At 73.3% G+C, this 13,406-nt stretch carries 13 protein-coding genes; 1 reads left to right on the forward strand and 12 read right to left on the reverse strand.

Going from position 1 to position 13,406, the window contains the following annotated elements:
- Window positions 1-82: 82 nt before the first annotated feature.
- From tyrS to argC, 11 genes are all read right to left on the reverse strand, one after another.
- Window positions 83-1,375 carry a tyrosine--tRNA ligase gene (tyrS, locus tag N869_RS08355; RefSeq protein ID WP_035060159.1) on the reverse strand — a complete coding sequence of 431 codons (1,293 nt, stop codon included), beginning with the start codon at window positions 1,373-1,375 and terminating at the stop codon, window positions 83-85.
- Complete coding sequence (locus tag N869_RS08360; protein ID WP_084136735.1) at window positions 1,372-2,082, reverse strand: DNA-3-methyladenine glycosylase; 711 nt, start codon at window positions 2,080-2,082, stop codon at window positions 1,372-1,374. The genes tyrS and N869_RS08360 overlap by 4 nt, the downstream gene beginning before the upstream one ends.
- Before the next feature lie 24 nt (window positions 2,083-2,106).
- The gene (locus tag N869_RS08365; RefSeq protein WP_232229666.1) at window positions 2,107-2,700 is read right to left on the reverse strand and encodes a uridine kinase family protein; all 594 of its coding nucleotides are present in this window, start codon (window positions 2,698-2,700) and stop codon (window positions 2,107-2,109) included.
- Between the two features lie 6 nt (window positions 2,701-2,706).
- Window positions 2,707-4,143, reverse strand: coding sequence for an argininosuccinate lyase (gene argH / locus N869_RS08370; RefSeq protein WP_035060161.1), 1,437 nt, complete (start codon window positions 4,141-4,143; stop codon window positions 2,707-2,709).
- Window positions 4,136-5,386: an argininosuccinate synthase gene (locus N869_RS08375; RefSeq protein WP_035060162.1), complete on the reverse strand. Its 1,251-nt coding sequence runs from the start codon at window positions 5,384-5,386 to the stop codon at window positions 4,136-4,138. Before N869_RS08375 ends, argH begins: the two co-directional genes overlap by 8 nt.
- Window positions 5,387-5,451: 65 nt before the next feature.
- Window positions 5,452-5,964: an arginine repressor gene (locus N869_RS08380; protein WP_035060163.1), complete on the reverse strand. Its 513-nt coding sequence runs from the start codon at window positions 5,962-5,964 to the stop codon at window positions 5,452-5,454.
- Complete coding sequence (argF, locus tag N869_RS08385) at window positions 5,961-6,893, reverse strand: ornithine carbamoyltransferase (protein ID WP_035060177.1); 933 nt, start codon at window positions 6,891-6,893, stop codon at window positions 5,961-5,963. The genes N869_RS08380 and argF overlap by 4 nt, the downstream gene beginning before the upstream one ends.
- Window positions 6,890-8,134 carry an acetylornithine transaminase gene (locus tag N869_RS08390; RefSeq protein WP_035060179.1) on the reverse strand — a complete coding sequence of 415 codons (1,245 nt, stop codon included), beginning with the start codon at window positions 8,132-8,134 and terminating at the stop codon, window positions 6,890-6,892. Before N869_RS08390 ends, argF begins: the two co-directional genes overlap by 4 nt.
- Before the next feature lie 11 nt (window positions 8,135-8,145).
- Window positions 8,146-9,114 (reverse strand): acetylglutamate kinase, encoded by a 969-nt coding sequence (gene argB, locus N869_RS08395; protein WP_052105261.1) that lies wholly within the window; start codon window positions 9,112-9,114, stop codon window positions 8,146-8,148.
- Window positions 9,111-10,274: a bifunctional glutamate N-acetyltransferase/amino-acid acetyltransferase ArgJ gene (gene argJ / locus N869_RS08400; RefSeq protein ID WP_035060165.1), complete on the reverse strand. Its 1,164-nt coding sequence runs from the start codon at window positions 10,272-10,274 to the stop codon at window positions 9,111-9,113. The genes argB and argJ overlap by 4 nt, the downstream gene beginning before the upstream one ends.
- A complete protein-coding gene (gene argC / locus N869_RS08405) occupies window positions 10,271-11,320 on the reverse strand; it encodes an N-acetyl-gamma-glutamyl-phosphate reductase (RefSeq protein ID WP_035060168.1) in 1,050 nt (349 codons plus the stop codon). The genes argJ and argC overlap by 4 nt, the downstream gene beginning before the upstream one ends.
- 82 nt (window positions 11,321-11,402) lie before the next feature.
- On the opposite strand from argC, the gene N869_RS08410 reads away from it, so the two are divergent.
- Window positions 11,403-12,380 (forward strand): quinone oxidoreductase family protein, encoded by a 978-nt coding sequence (locus tag N869_RS08410; protein WP_035060171.1) that lies wholly within the window; start codon window positions 11,403-11,405, stop codon window positions 12,378-12,380.
- A 39-nt stretch (window positions 12,381-12,419) separates the two neighbouring features.
- Here the strand turns inward: N869_RS08410 and thiD are convergent, their stop codons facing one another.
- Window positions 12,420-13,265, reverse strand: a complete 846-nt coding sequence (gene thiD / locus N869_RS08415) for a bifunctional hydroxymethylpyrimidine kinase/phosphomethylpyrimidine kinase (RefSeq protein ID WP_052105262.1) — start codon at window positions 13,263-13,265, stop codon at window positions 12,420-12,422.
- Between the last annotated feature and the right edge of the window lie 141 nt (window positions 13,266-13,406).

The following is a 13,406-nucleotide window of genomic DNA, read 5'->3' on the forward strand; positions in this document are numbered from 1 at the left end:
TCCGTTCCTCCCCGGCGGGGCGACTGGAAGAACATTACGTGGCCGGGGCATGGACGTCAAACCCGCGACGACGTGACCGTCCTCACCCCGCTGAACTGCTCTCAGTACCGTCGGCGGGTGCCGTGTCGGCGACTGCGAGCGTCCTCTTGCCGCGCCGCAGCAGCGCCCACCGCCCGTGGAGGAAGTCCCCCGCCGCGAGCGTCGCGTCGGGGTCCGTCACCCGGTCGTTGTTGACGTACAGGCCCCCCTCTGCCACCGCACGCCGGGCAGCTCCTCGGCCTGCCACGAGGCCGCATCCCACCGCGGCGTCGACCACCGGGTCGCCGGGCGCGGCCGCAACCGTCGGCAGCGCGGACACCGCGGCGCCGAACGTCGCCGCCGGGATGTCCACCAGCTCCCCTCGACCGAAGAGCGCCTGGCTGGCCGCCACCACCGCGTCGGCCTCGTCCTCGCCATGGACCAGGGCGGTCACGTCGCGCGCCAGGACCCGCTGCGCCTGCCTCGCGGCAGGGCGCTCGGCCACGGCGTCCGCCAGCTCGGCGATCTCCTCCCGGGACCGGAACGTGAACGTGCGCAGGTACCCCACGACATCCGCGTCCTCGGTGTTGACCCAGAACTGGTAGAAGGCGTACGGCGACATCATGTCCGGCGCGAGCCAGACCGCCCCACCCTCGGTCTTGCCGAACTTGGTGCCGTCGCTCTTCGTCACCAGGGGGGTCGTCAGGGCGTGGACGGTCGCCTGCTCCGCCTTGCGGACGAGCTCGACGCCCGAGAGCAGGTTCCCCCACTGGTCGTTTCCGCCCGTCTGCAGCGTGCACCCGTGCCGGCGGTACAGCTCCAGGTAGTCCATGCCCTGCAGGATCTGGTAGCTGAACTCGGTGAAGCTGATGCCCTCGTCGCTCGCGAGCCGGCGCGCGACGGTCTCCTTCGCCAGCATCGTGCCCAAGCGGTAGTGCTTGCCGACGTCGCGCAAGAAGTCGATCGCGTTCAGGTCGGCCGTCCAGTCCAGGTTGTTCACCATCACCGCGGCGTTGTCGCCCTCGAGATCCAGGAAACGTCCGATCTGGGCGCGCAGCCGGTCGACCCACTGCGCCACGGTCTCCTTGGTGTTGAGCACCCGCTCACCGGACATGCGCGGGTCACCGATCATGCCCGTGGCGCCCCCCACCAGAGGCAGGACACGATGCCCGGCCAGCTGCAGGTGCCGCAGCAGCACCAGCTGCACCAGGTGCCCGTGGTGCAGGCTCGGCGCGGTGGGGTCGAACCCGCAGTACACGGTCACCGGACCTGAGCCCAACGCCTGCGCCAGCGCCTCCCGGTCGGTGGTCTGCGCCACCAGCCCACGCCAGGCCAGCTCCTCCAGGATGTCCGTCACCCGTCGCTCCCTCGTCCGCCGGTTCCCCCGGCTCCGCCACTCGGTCCACCACCGCCCGACCTACGGGCGCGCGGGCCAGTCTGCCCTGTCCTGCGCCGAGGCGGGGCCGCGGGCCGGTACGCCGAGACGGTCGCCTCACCCGCGAGCCAGAACCGCCACGGAAAGGTGCTCCCCTCACCACCCGGGCCCGACACGCCCACCCGTGGGCCGCGGGCCACGACCCCGACACCGCCGGACGGCCTCACCAGGTGCACCGGAGCGCCGGGTTCCAGCAGGCCCCAGCCGTACATGTCCATCCGCAGGCCGGCCGCCACCGTCAGGCGCGCGGGTCCCCGCGCCAGGTCGACCGGTGAGCGCACCACGCCGCGCGCCGCCCGGCGGGCCCACGCCAGCTCTGCACCCTCCACGACCTCACCCGCCCGCAGCAGGACGGCCGAGGCACGGCCCACCTCACCCGTCACCACGTTGGCACACACGTGCAGACCCAGATGGCGGTAGACGTACAGACACCCTGCCGGTCCGAACATCGCCCCGTTGCGGGCCGTGGCGCCCCTGAACGCGTGCGACCCGGGGTCGTCCCCACCTTCGTAGGCCTCGACCTCCGTCAGACGGACCACCACGCGCCCCTCCGGCAGGTCCGAGACCAGGTGGGCGCCGAGCAGGCCCGGGGCCACGGTGGTTACCGGCCCGGACAACCACGCGGTCACCGCCCGGACCTCCTCACCACGACGTCACCGGTCCCAGCCAACCGAGCCGTCCACGTGCACGTCCGCGTGCTCGGACGGGCGCTCGACCGCGAAGTACTCCTCCTCGGTCCTCCACCACTCCTCCAGGCGGGGGTCCAGCCGCGGACCATCCCGGTCCGCGGCGCGACGGTGACGCACCGTCGCCGGTGCGTCCACCCAGACCACGCAGGATGCGCGGCCCCGGACCGCGCGCGGGGCGCTGCCGCACCCCTCGAGCACCAGCACCGCCGGGACCGGGAGCTCGTGCCACCGGTCGAACCTGCCCAGGGACCAGTCGTACCGGCGCCACCGCGCGGGCTCGCCCGCACCCAGCGGACCCAGGACCTGGTCCTCCACCCGCGGCCACACCGTGGCCAGGCCTGCCCACCCGTCGTACAGGTCATCCATGTGCAGGACGACCGCGCCGGGAAGGGACCCGGCGAGGGCGCCGGCGAGCGTCGTCTTGCCCGCCCCGGAGGGGCCGTCCACGCACACCAGCGTGACACCACCCAGGCGTGGTGGCGCCGCGAGCACCGACACGGCGAGCTGGGACACCCGCAGTCGACCGCGCCCCGCGTCCACCGCGGACGTCCCTGCCACGGACGATCAGGACACGGCCCACGCACGCAGCTGCACCGACCGTGCACGCGCCCGGTCCAGCTGCTGGGCCACCTGGACCGGCGCCGTCCCACCGGCGGCCGACCGCGAGGCCAGCGACCCAGCCACCGTCAGCACCTCCCGGACGGCAGGGGTGAGGTGCACCGAGATGTCGGCCAGGTCCTGGTCGGTGAGGTCCCACAGCTCGACGCCGCGCTCCTCGCAGACCCGCACACACGTACCGGCGACCTCGTGCGCGACCCGGAAGGGCACGCCCGTCCGCACCAGCCACTCCGCCACGTCGGTCGCGAGGGAGAAGCCCTGCGGCGCGAGCTCGGCCATGCGCCCGGTGTCGAACCGCAACGTGGAGACCATCCCCGAGAAGGCCGGCAGCAGCACCTCCAGGGTGTCGACCTGGTCGAAGACCGGCTCCTTGTCCTCCTGAAGGTCCCGGTTGTAGGCCAGCGGGAGCCCCTTCAACGTGGTCAGCAGGCCCGTCAGGTCCCCGATCAGGCGACCGGCCTTGCCCCGGGCCAGCTCTGCCACGTCCGGGTTCTTCTTCTGGGGCATGATGCTCGACCCGGTGGAGTACGCGTCGTCCAACGTGATGAACCCGAACTCCTTGGTCGCCCAGAGGATGACCTCCTCCGCCACGCGCGACAGGTCCACGCCCACCATCGCGGCGACGAACGCGAACTCCGCGACCGTGTCCCGACTGGCCGTGCCGTCGATGGAGTTCTCCGACGGTCCGTCGAAACCGAGCTCCGCAGCGACCGCCGCGGGGTCCAGGCCCAGCGACGAGCCAGCCAACGCACCCGACCCGTAGGGGGACTGCGCCGCGCGCACGTCCCAGTCGACCCACCGCTCGACGTCCCGCAGCAGCGGCCAGGCATGCGCGAGCAGGTGGTGCGCCAGCAGCACCGGTTGCGCGTGCTGCAGGTGCGTGCGACCCGGCATCGCCGCATCCGGGTGGGCCGCCGCCTGCTCCGCGAGCGCGTCCACGACGTCCAGGACCTTGATCGACAGGGCACGGGCCTGCTCGCGCAGGTACATGCGCACCAGCGTGGCGATCTGGTCGTTGCGTGAGCGGCCGGCGCGGAGCTTGCCGCCCAGCTCCGCGCCCGCGCGCTCGATCAGGCCCCGTTCGAGCGCCGTGTGCACGTCCTCGTCGTCCTCGGCAGGCACGAACGCACCCGAGCGGACATCGGTGCGCAGCCGCTCCAGCGCGTCGATCATGCCGGTCAGCTCGGCGTCGTCCAGGAGCCCGGCGCGGTGCAGGACCCGGGCGTGCGCCACCGAGCCCGAGACGTCGTGGTCGGCCAGCCGCCAGTCGAAGTGGGTGCTCTTGGACAGGGCGGCGAGCGCGTCCGCCGGGCCGCCGGCGAACCGCCCGCCCCACAGGCTCACGCGGCCGTCCGACGAGCCGCCCGTGGGCTGCTCAGTCATCGGTGCTCTCCGTGGGCAGCTCCCCCTCGCCCAGGTCGACGTGGTTGCCGAACCGGACGTCACGAGCGGCGGCGAGCTTGGCCGTGAGGCCGTAGATCTCGATGAAGCCCTTGGCGTGGGACTGGTCGAAGGTGTCACCGGTGTCGTACGTCGCGAGGTTGAAGTCGTACAGGCTGGTCTCGCTGCGGCGGCCGGTGACCGTGGCCCGGCCCCCGTGCAGGACCATGCGCACGTCACCGGAGACGTAGCGCTGGGTGTCGTCGACGAACGTGTCGAGGGAACGCTTCAGCGGCGAGAACCACATGCCGTCGTAGACCAGCTCCGTCCAGCGCTGCTCCACACCGCGCTTGAACCGTGCCTGCTCGCGCTCCAGGGTCACGTTCTCCAGCTCCTGGTGCGCGGCGATCAGAGCGATCGCACCCGGGGCCTCGTAGACCTCGCGGGACTTGATGCCGACCAGGCGGTCCTCGACGATGTCGATCCGACCGACACCCTGGGCGCCGGCACGGCGGTTCATCTCCTGGACGGCCTGCAGCGGGGTCACCGCCACGCCGTCGATCGCGACCGGGACCCCGGCATCGAAGGTGATCGTGACCTCGTCGGCGACCGGGGGGAACGTGGGGTCGTCGGTGTAGGTGTAGACGTCCTTGGTCGGGGCGTTCCAGATGTCCTCGAGGAACCCGGTCTCGATGGCGCGGCCCCACACGTTCTGGTCGATCGAGAACGGGTTGTGCTTGGTCGTCTCGATGGGCAGGGCGTGGGTGTTGGCGTACTCGATCGCCTTGTCACGGGTGAGCGCCAGGTCCCGGACGGGTGCCAGGCACCGCAGGTCCGGTGCCAGGGACGTGATCCCGACCTCGAAACGGACCTGGTCGTTGCCCTTGCCGGTGCACCCGTGCGCCACGGTCGAGGCCCCGAACTGGCGGGCCGCGCGGACCAGGTGCTTGACGATGACCGGGCGGGACAGCGCCGAGACCAGCGGGTAGCGGTCCAGGTACATGGCGTTGGCCTTGAGCGCGGGGATGCAGTACTCGGTGGCGAACTCCTCGCGCGCGTCGGCGACGTACGCCTCGACCGCACCGCAGTCCAGGGCCCGCCGGCGGATGACCTCCAGGTCCTCCCCGCCCTGGCCGACGTCGACCGCGACCGCGATCACCTCGGCGCCGGTGGCCTCGGCGATCCAGCCGATGCCGACGGAGGTGTCCAGACCCCCGGAGTAGGCGAGCACGACACGTTCAGTCATCACAGTTCTCTCTCTGCAGGCACGGGCACGGTACGGGAAAGGTCGAGGTCGGGCCGCGGGACAGGTCAGTCTCCCGCGAGCTCGAGGAAGCGTCGAGCGACGGACTCCCCACCGCCGTCCTCGCGGGCGATCACCAGGACGGTGTCGTCACCGGCGATCGTCCCGAGGACGGCGGGCAGGACCGAGTGGTCGATCGCCGAGGCCAGGAACTGGGCCGCGCCCGGTGGGGTACGCAGCACCACCAGGTTGCCAGACGACTCGGCGGTCACGAGCAGCTCGGCGCACAAGCGCGCCAGACGGGCCGCCAGCTGCTCGGTGTCGGGGGCGGCCTGCGGGCGGCGATCCGCGCCCTCTGCGGGCACGGCGTACACCAGGTCACCGTCGGCCGTGCGCACCTTCTCGGCCCTGAGGTCCACCAGGTCGCGGGACAAGGTGGCCTGGGTGACGGTCAGGCCCTCGGAGGCGAGCGCGGCCGCCAGCTCCCCCTGGGAGCGGATCCTCGCGTGGCTGAGCACCCGGGTGATCAGTGCGTGGCGTGCAGCCTTGGTGGCCGGTACCGCCGGGTGGTCCGCGGTCACCGGTCCCCCAGCAGCCACGCCAGGAGGGCCTTCTGCGCGTGGAGACGGTTCTCGGCCTCGTCGAACACGACCGCCTGCGGGCCTTCGAGGACCTCTGCGGTGATCTCCCGGCCCCGGTAGGCGGGCAGGCAGTGCAGGACCATCGCCCCGGGCCGGGCGTGGGACAGCAGCTCGGCGTCCAGGCGGAACGGGGCGTACAGCTGCTCCGCGAGCGAGGCCGACGCCTCGTCGCCCATCGACACCCACGTGTCGGTCGCGACCACGTCGGCACCCTCGACCGCGTGCGCCGCGTCCGTCAGGACACGGGCAGAGCCTCCGGTGAGCGTGCCGAGCTCCTGGGCGCGTGCCAGGACGTCCGGGTGGGGCGCGCGCTCCGGGGGCGAGGCCACCGTCACGTGCAGGCCCGCGGTGGCGCCGCCCAGGAGGTAGGAGTGCGCCATGTTGTTCGCGCCGTCGCCCAGGTAGGTCAGGCGCTTGCCCGGCAGTGCGTCCAGCCCGCCGGCGTGCTCGGCGACGGTGAGGAGGTCGGCCAGGACCTGGCACGGGTGGAACTGGTCGGTCAGCGCGTTCACGACCGGGACGCCGACGTGGGTGGCCATCTCGACCAGCCGCGACTGGTCGAAGGTCCGCCACACGACCGCCGCGACCTGGCGTCCGAGCACCCGTGCGGTGTCGGCGACCGACTCCCGCTCACCGATCTGCGCCAGCCGTCCGTCGACCACGAGGGGGAAGCCGCCCAGCTCGGTCACTCCCGTGGTGAAGGACACCTGGGTGCGCAGCGTCGGCTTGTCGAAGATCAGGGCGACGCTGCGGGGTCCCTCCAGGGGGCGCGCGGAGAAGCGGTCCGCCTTGAGGCGTCGCGCCAGCTCCAGGACCTCGCGCTGCTCGGGCTGGGACAGGTCGTCGTCACGCAGGAAGTGGCGCATCAGGCCTCCGGGGTCACGGTCGGTGCCCCGCCGGCGCCCAGACCGGCGAGGAACTCCACGAACGGGGACAGCTGCTCGGTCGTCACCACCAGGGGTGGGGCCAGGCGCAGCGCCGTGGGTGTCACGGGGTTCACGATGAACCCCGCCTCCAGCGCCAGGTCGGCGACCTCGGCGGACGGACGTCCTGCGAGCTCCACGGCGACCAGCAGGCCCCGGGCCCGCACCTCGGCCACGACCGGGAGCGCGGCGAGCGCCTCGGTCAGCCACCGCCCCGTCCGGCGCACGTGGTCCAGCACGCCGTCCCGCTCGATCACCCCGAGGGTCGCCAGGCCCGCGGCGGCGGCGACCGGGTTGCCCCCGAACGTCGTGCCGTGCTGGCCGGGTCCCAGGAGCGAGGAGACGTGCTCCCCGTGCGTCAGGACGGCGCCGATCGGGAACCCGCCGCCGAGTCCCTTCGCGAGCGTGACGACGTCGGGCCGGGCTCCCCCACCGAGCTCGTCGTCCTGGTGGGCCAGCCAGTGGCCGGTCCTGCCGATCCCGGTCTGGACCTCGTCCGCGACCAGCAGCGCCCCGTGGTCCCGGGTCAGGCGCCGTGCCGCCGCGAGGTAGCCGGGGGGCAGCGGGCGCACTCCTGCCTCCCCCTGCACGGCCTCCAGAACCACCGCCGCGACGTCCGGCCCGATCGCACGCTCCAGGGCGTCCACGTCCCCGAACGACAGGAACTCCACCCCACCGGGAAGCGGCTCGAACGGCGCCCGGTAGGCGGTCTTGGACGTCATCGCGAGCGCGCCCATCGTCCTGCCGTGGAACCCGCCCTCCAGGCACAGGACCCGGGGCCGACCGGTGCGGCGGGCGATCTTGAACGCCGCCTCGTTGGCCTCGGTCCCGGAGTTCGTGAAGAACACGCGCGAGGTGGCGTCACCGCCGCCCAGCTGGACCAGGCGCTCGGCGAGAGCCACCTGGGTGGGGGTCGCGAAGAAGTTCGACACGTGCCCCAGGGTCCCCAGCTGTGCGCTGACCGCCGCGGTCAGCGTGGGGTGGGCGTGCCCGAGGGCGTTGACCGCGATGCCCGCCAGCAGGTCCAGGTACCGGTTGCCGTCGGCGTCCCACACGTGGACGCCCTCGCCGCGGACCAGGACCCGGCGCGGAGTCCCGAACGTGTTCATCAGGGACCGGCCGTACCGGTCGGTCCACGCGGCGGCAGAACCGTCCGTACGCGCCTCGACCCCGGTGACCGGTGCCACCCCGCCGCCGGTCACGCCACGCCCCCGACCAGAGGGAGCGAACCGGTGCGGACGTCGTCGGGCAGGACCATGGTGCCGATGCCTGCCTCGGTGAACACCTCGGTCAGGACCGAGTGGGCGCGACGTCCGTCCACCACGTGGGCCTGCGGCACACCACCCCGGACCGCGCGCAGGCACGCCTCCATCTTCGGCACCATGCCCGACTCCAGGGTGGGCACCAGGCGCGCCAGCTCACCTGCACGGATCTCGCTCACCAGCGAACCGCGGTCCGGCCAGTCGGTGTACAGGCCCTCGACGTCGGTGAGGATGATGAGCTTGCTGGCCCCGAGCGCGACCGCGAGCGCGGCCGCGGCGGTGTCGGCGTTGACGTTGAGGACCTGGGTGGGGTCCTCGATGTCGGGTGCGACGGTCGAGACGACCGGGATGCGGCCCGCGTCCAGGAGGTCCTGGACCGCGCGCGGGTCGACCTCGACGACGTCACCGACGTGCCCGACGTCGACCTGCTTGCCGTCGACGGTCGCCGTGCGGCGACGGGCCTGGAGCAGCCCGCCGTCCTCGCCGGACAGACCGACGGCGTAGGGGCCGTGGGAGTTGAGGAGGCCGACGAGCTCACGTGAGACCTGCCCGGTGAGCACCATGCGGACCACGTCCATGCTCTCCTGGGTGGTGACCCGGAGCCCGCCGCGGAACTCGCTCTCGATCCCCAGGCGGGCGAGCATGCTGGAGATCTGCGGTCCCCCGCCGTGCACCACGACGGGGTGGAGGCCGACCTTGCGCAGGAAGACCATGTCCTCGGCGAAGGCGCGCTTGAGGGACTCGTCGACCATCGCGTTGCCGCCGTACTTGACGACGAACAGAGCACCCGAGAAGCGCTCCAACCAGGGCAGGGCCTCGATGAGGACCTCGGCCTTCTGGTCCGGGGTCAGTGCTGGAGGCAGGGCTGGGGGCAGGCCGGGGGTCACCGACGTCTCCTCGGTCATGTCGAGTACGCGCTGTTCTCGTGGACGTAGGCGTGGGTGAGGTCGTTGGTCCACACCGTGGCGGAGGCGTCCCCGGCGTGCAGGTCGACCTCGATGTGGACGTCGCGGTGGGCCGCCATGTCGACGAGCTCGCGCGGTTCTCCACGCCCCCCGGCCCGGCACACCTGGACGCCGTTGACGCTGACGTCGAGCTGGGCGGGGTCGAACGCCGCGACGTCCTCGGGGACGGTCCCCACCTGGGCGATGATGCGGCCCCAGTTCGGGTCGTTGCCGAAGACCGCCGCCTTGACGAGGTTGGAGCGGGTGACCGCGCGGGCCACGGCCACGGCGGCGTCCTCGGTCTCGGCACCGACGACGGTCACGGCGATGTCGTGGGAGGCTCCCTCGGCGTCGGCGACGAGGGCCCGCGCCAGGGTGGCGCACGCCTCGGTGAGGGCGTCCTGGAGCTCGAGGCGGGTGACCTGCACCCCGGACGCGCCGGAGGCGAGGACCGCCACGGTGTCGGAGGTCGACATGCAGCCGTCGGAGTCGACCCGGTCCAGCGTCGTGCGGGTCGCGTGCCGCAGCGCGGCGTCGGCGTCGGCGTGGTCGGTGACGGCGTCGGTGGTCAGGACGCACAGCATCGTGGCCAGGCCGGGCGCGAGCATCCCGGCCCCCTTGGCCATGCCGCCGACCGACCAGCCCTCACGCCGGACGTGGACCGTCTTGGGGACGGAGTCGGTGGTCATGATCGCGCGCGCGGCCCGACCGCCGCCGTCGGGGTCCAGGGCCCGGGAGGCGGCCGACACCCCGTCCAGGAGCAGATCGCGCGGCAGCAGCTCGCCGATGAGTCCCGTGGAGCACACCACGACGTCCCCGGCGGAGACGTCCAGGAGGTCGGCCACGTGCTCGGCGGTGCGGTGGGTGTCGGCGAAGCCCTGGGGGCCGGTCGCGACATTCGCGCCCCCGGAGTTCAGGACCACGGCGTGGACGACGCCGTCCGAGACGACCTGCCGGGACCACAGGACCGGTGCACCCACCACGCGGTTGCGCGTGAACACGGCAGCGCCGACCGCCAGGGGGCCGTCGTTGACGACGAGGGCGACGTCCGGGTCGCCGGAGGACTTCAGGCCGGCGGCCACGCCGGCGGCGCGGAACCCGCGGGGTCCGGTGACGCTCACGGTGCCACCCCCTCGACCGGGAGCCCGGTGGTCTCGGGCAACCCGAGAGCGAGGTTCATCGACTGGATCGCCGCGCCCGCGGTGCCCTTGACGAGGTTGTCCAGGGCGCAGACGGTGACCACCCGTCCGGCCCGCTCGTCGACCGCGACCTGGACCAGGGCGGTGTTGGCGCCCTGCGTCGCCACGGTCGTGGGCCACTGCCCGGCGGGCAGGAGCTGCACGAACGGCTCGTCGACGTAGGCGGCCTCCCACACCTGGCGGACCGTGGCGGGGTCGACGTCGGGCGCCAGCCGCGCGGTGGTGGTCGCCAGGATTCCGCGGGCCATCGGGACGAGGGTGGGGGTGAAGGAGAGGGAGACCTCCGTCGCGCCCACCGCGCGCAGGTTCTGCTCGATCTCGGGGATGTGACGGTGGGTGCCGCCCACGGCGTAGGGGACCGCGGTGCCGAGGCCCTCGGCGGCCATGAGGTGGGACTTGGCGGCCCTGCCAGCGCCGGAGTACCCGACCGCGAGAACCGAGACGAGATCGCGTGCCTGGACCACGCCCGCGGCCACGCCGGGCTGGATCCCCAGCGTCACGGCGGCCACGTTGCAACCGGGGACGGCGACCCGTCGGGCCCCGGCGAGGGTCTGGCGCTGGGTGGGGTTCGCGGTCATGAGCTCGGGCAGGCCGTAGGGCCATGACCCGGCGTGGTCCGTCCCGTAGAACTGGGACCAGGCTGCGGGGTCCACCAGGCGGTGGTCGGCCCCGCAGTCCAGGACCAGGGTGTCCGGCCCGAGCTCGGCGGCGACCGCGGCGGAGGCGCCGTGCGGCAGCGCGAGGACCACGACGTCATGACCGGCGAGCGTCGCCGCGGTCGTCTCCACGATGGTGCGGTCCGCGAGGGAGCGCAGGTGGGGCTGGTGGGAACCGAGCCTGTCCCCTGCGGAGGAGAACGCGGTGACCGCGCCGATCTCGACGTCGGGGTGGGAGGTCAGCAACCGCAGGACCTCCCCGCCGGCGTACCCGCTGGCTCCGCTGACTGCGACCGTGACTGACATGTGCATGAATATACATGTCGCTGCATGAAGCGGGCGCCGGGTCCGGTCCGCCCTGGAACACCTGGGGTCCACGCACCGTTGCCCAGGTATGCGCACCGTCCAGGCCACACGTCCCGGAGGACCCGAGGTCCTCGCCGTCACCGACGTGCCCACACCCGAACCGGCCGCCGGTCAGGTCCGGGTCGACGTCGTCGCCGCAGGGGTGAACTACATCGACACCTACCGGCGCTCGGGCACCTACCCCATGACCTTCCCGCACGTCGTGGGCACCGAGGGCGCAGGGGTGGTCTCGGCCCTGGGCCCCGGGGTGGGCGGCGTGGACGTCGGGGACCACGTCGCGTGGCTCACGTCCAACGGCTCCTACGCCGAGCAGGTGCTCGTGAAGGCCGACCACGTCGTCCGGGTTCCGCCGCAGGTCGAGGACCGCACCGCGGCCGCCCTCATGCTCCAGGGGATGACGGCCCACTACCTGGTGGACTCCACGTTCCCCGTGACCGCCGGGCAGCACGTCCTGGTGCACGCCGGTGCCGGTGGTGTGGGCCTGCTGCTGACCCAGCTCGCCTCCGCTCGTGGCGCCACCGTCCTGACCACCGTCTCCAGCGACGCGAAGGTCCAGGCGTCACGCGCGGCCGGCGCCACCCACGTCCTGCGCTACGACCAGATGGACGACCTCACCACCGAGCTGCCCGCCGCCGTGCGCGACCTGACCGGCGGGGTCCACACCGTGTTCGACGGTGTGGGTGCCGCCACGTTCGACGCCTCGCTCGCGTGCCTGCGGCCCCGGGGGGGACTCGCCCTGTTCGGCGGGGCCTCCGGCCAGGTGCCCCCGCTGGACCCGCAGCGACTGGCCGCGGCCGGGTCGGTCTACCTGACCCGACCCACCGTCGCCCACTACACCGCAGACCCTGACGAGCTGCGCCGACGGGCCGAGGAGCTCTTCGCCGCGGTCGGCGACGGCTCCCTGCGTGTGCACGTCGGAGCGACCTACGCCCTGGACGACGCCGCGGAGGCGCACCTGGCCCTCGAAGGCCGCAGGACCACCGGGAAGGTCCTGCTGCTGCCCTGACCCGGGACCGCGCCCCTGTTCAGGCGCGGTCGGGCGCGGTCAGGCGCCTCGACCGGGGTGCAGCCCGTGGAGGTGGTCCACGGGGCCGTTGCCCCGTCCCACCTGCAGCGCCTCCCCGGCCCGCAGGGCCCCCGTCAACCACGCCTTCGCGCGGCGGGCGGCCTCGGGCCAGTCCTGGCTCACCGGACGGAGCGCCGCCAGCGCGGCGGACAACGAGCAGCCGGTGCCGTGGGTGGCGGACGTCGCCACACGAGGGGCGTCCAGCTCGACGACGGTCGCGCCGTCCACGACCGCGTCGGGGCTGCGGGCACCGTCCAGGTGGCCACCCTTGACCAGGACGGTCAACCCGTGGCGCGCGGCCAGCTCCCGGGCCTGCTCCAGCGCCCGGGACCAGGAGCGTGCCGGTGCGGTCCCGAGCAGCACCGCGAGCTCGGGAAGGTTGGGGGTCACCAGGTCGGCGCAGGTGAGCATCCCCCGGACGGCCTCCTCGGCGCCCGCATCCAGGAGCCGGTCACCGCTGGTCGCCACCATCACCGGGTCCACGACCACCACCGGGGGCCGGGTCCGGACCAGCCACGACGTGATCTCCTCGGCCACGTCCCGGGTCCCCACCATGCCCACCTTGACCGCGTCGACGTCGACGTCGTCGCCGACCGCGTCGAGCTGGGCCCGGAGGAACCCCACGTCCGGGACGTGGACCTGACGCACCCCGCACGTGTTCTGGGCGACCAGCGCCGTGACGACCGCCATGCCGTAGGCACCGTGGGCCGCGAAGGACTTCAGGTCCGCGTGGATCCCCGCCCCGCCCGTGGGATCGGTCCCCGCGACCGACAGCGCACGGACCCTGCTGGGCTGCGGCCCCCCGCCGCGCGTGTCCCCCGTCACCGTGCCACCTCCAGCAACGCCGGCCCCGTCCCCGGCCCGGACGTGGTGCCCGTGCCCAGCAGATCCGCACCGGTCAACGCGTGGAGCCGGTCGACAAAGGCCGTGCGAAAGCTCGCAGGGCCCTGCGCCGGGGCCGCCCGG

The sequence above is a fragment of the Cellulomonas bogoriensis 69B4 = DSM 16987 genome, from assembly GCF_000767165.1.
In the GTDB taxonomy this organism is placed as follows: domain Bacteria; phylum Actinomycetota; class Actinomycetes; order Actinomycetales; family Cellulomonadaceae; genus Actinotalea; species Actinotalea bogoriensis.

Bases quoted from the DNA above. Each gene is read 5' to 3' on its own strand.
- argB (WP_052105261.1), bottom strand. From the start codon at position 9,114: ATGACCGAGGAGACGTCGGTGACCCCCGGCCTGCCCCCAGCCCTGCCT.
- N869_RS08410 (WP_035060171.1), top strand. From the start codon at position 11,403: ATGCGCACCGTCCAGGCCACACGTCCCGGAGGACCCGAGGTCCTCGCC.
- argC (WP_035060168.1), bottom strand. From the start codon at position 11,320: ATGCACATGTCAGTCACGGTCGCAGTCAGCGGAGCCAGCGGGTACGCC.
- N869_RS08375 (WP_035060162.1), bottom strand. From the start codon at position 5,386: ATGACTGAACGTGTCGTGCTCGCCTACTCCGGGGGTCTGGACACCTCC.
- argH (WP_035060161.1), bottom strand. From the start codon at position 4,143: ATGACTGAGCAGCCCACGGGCGGCTCGTCGGACGGCCGCGTGAGCCTG.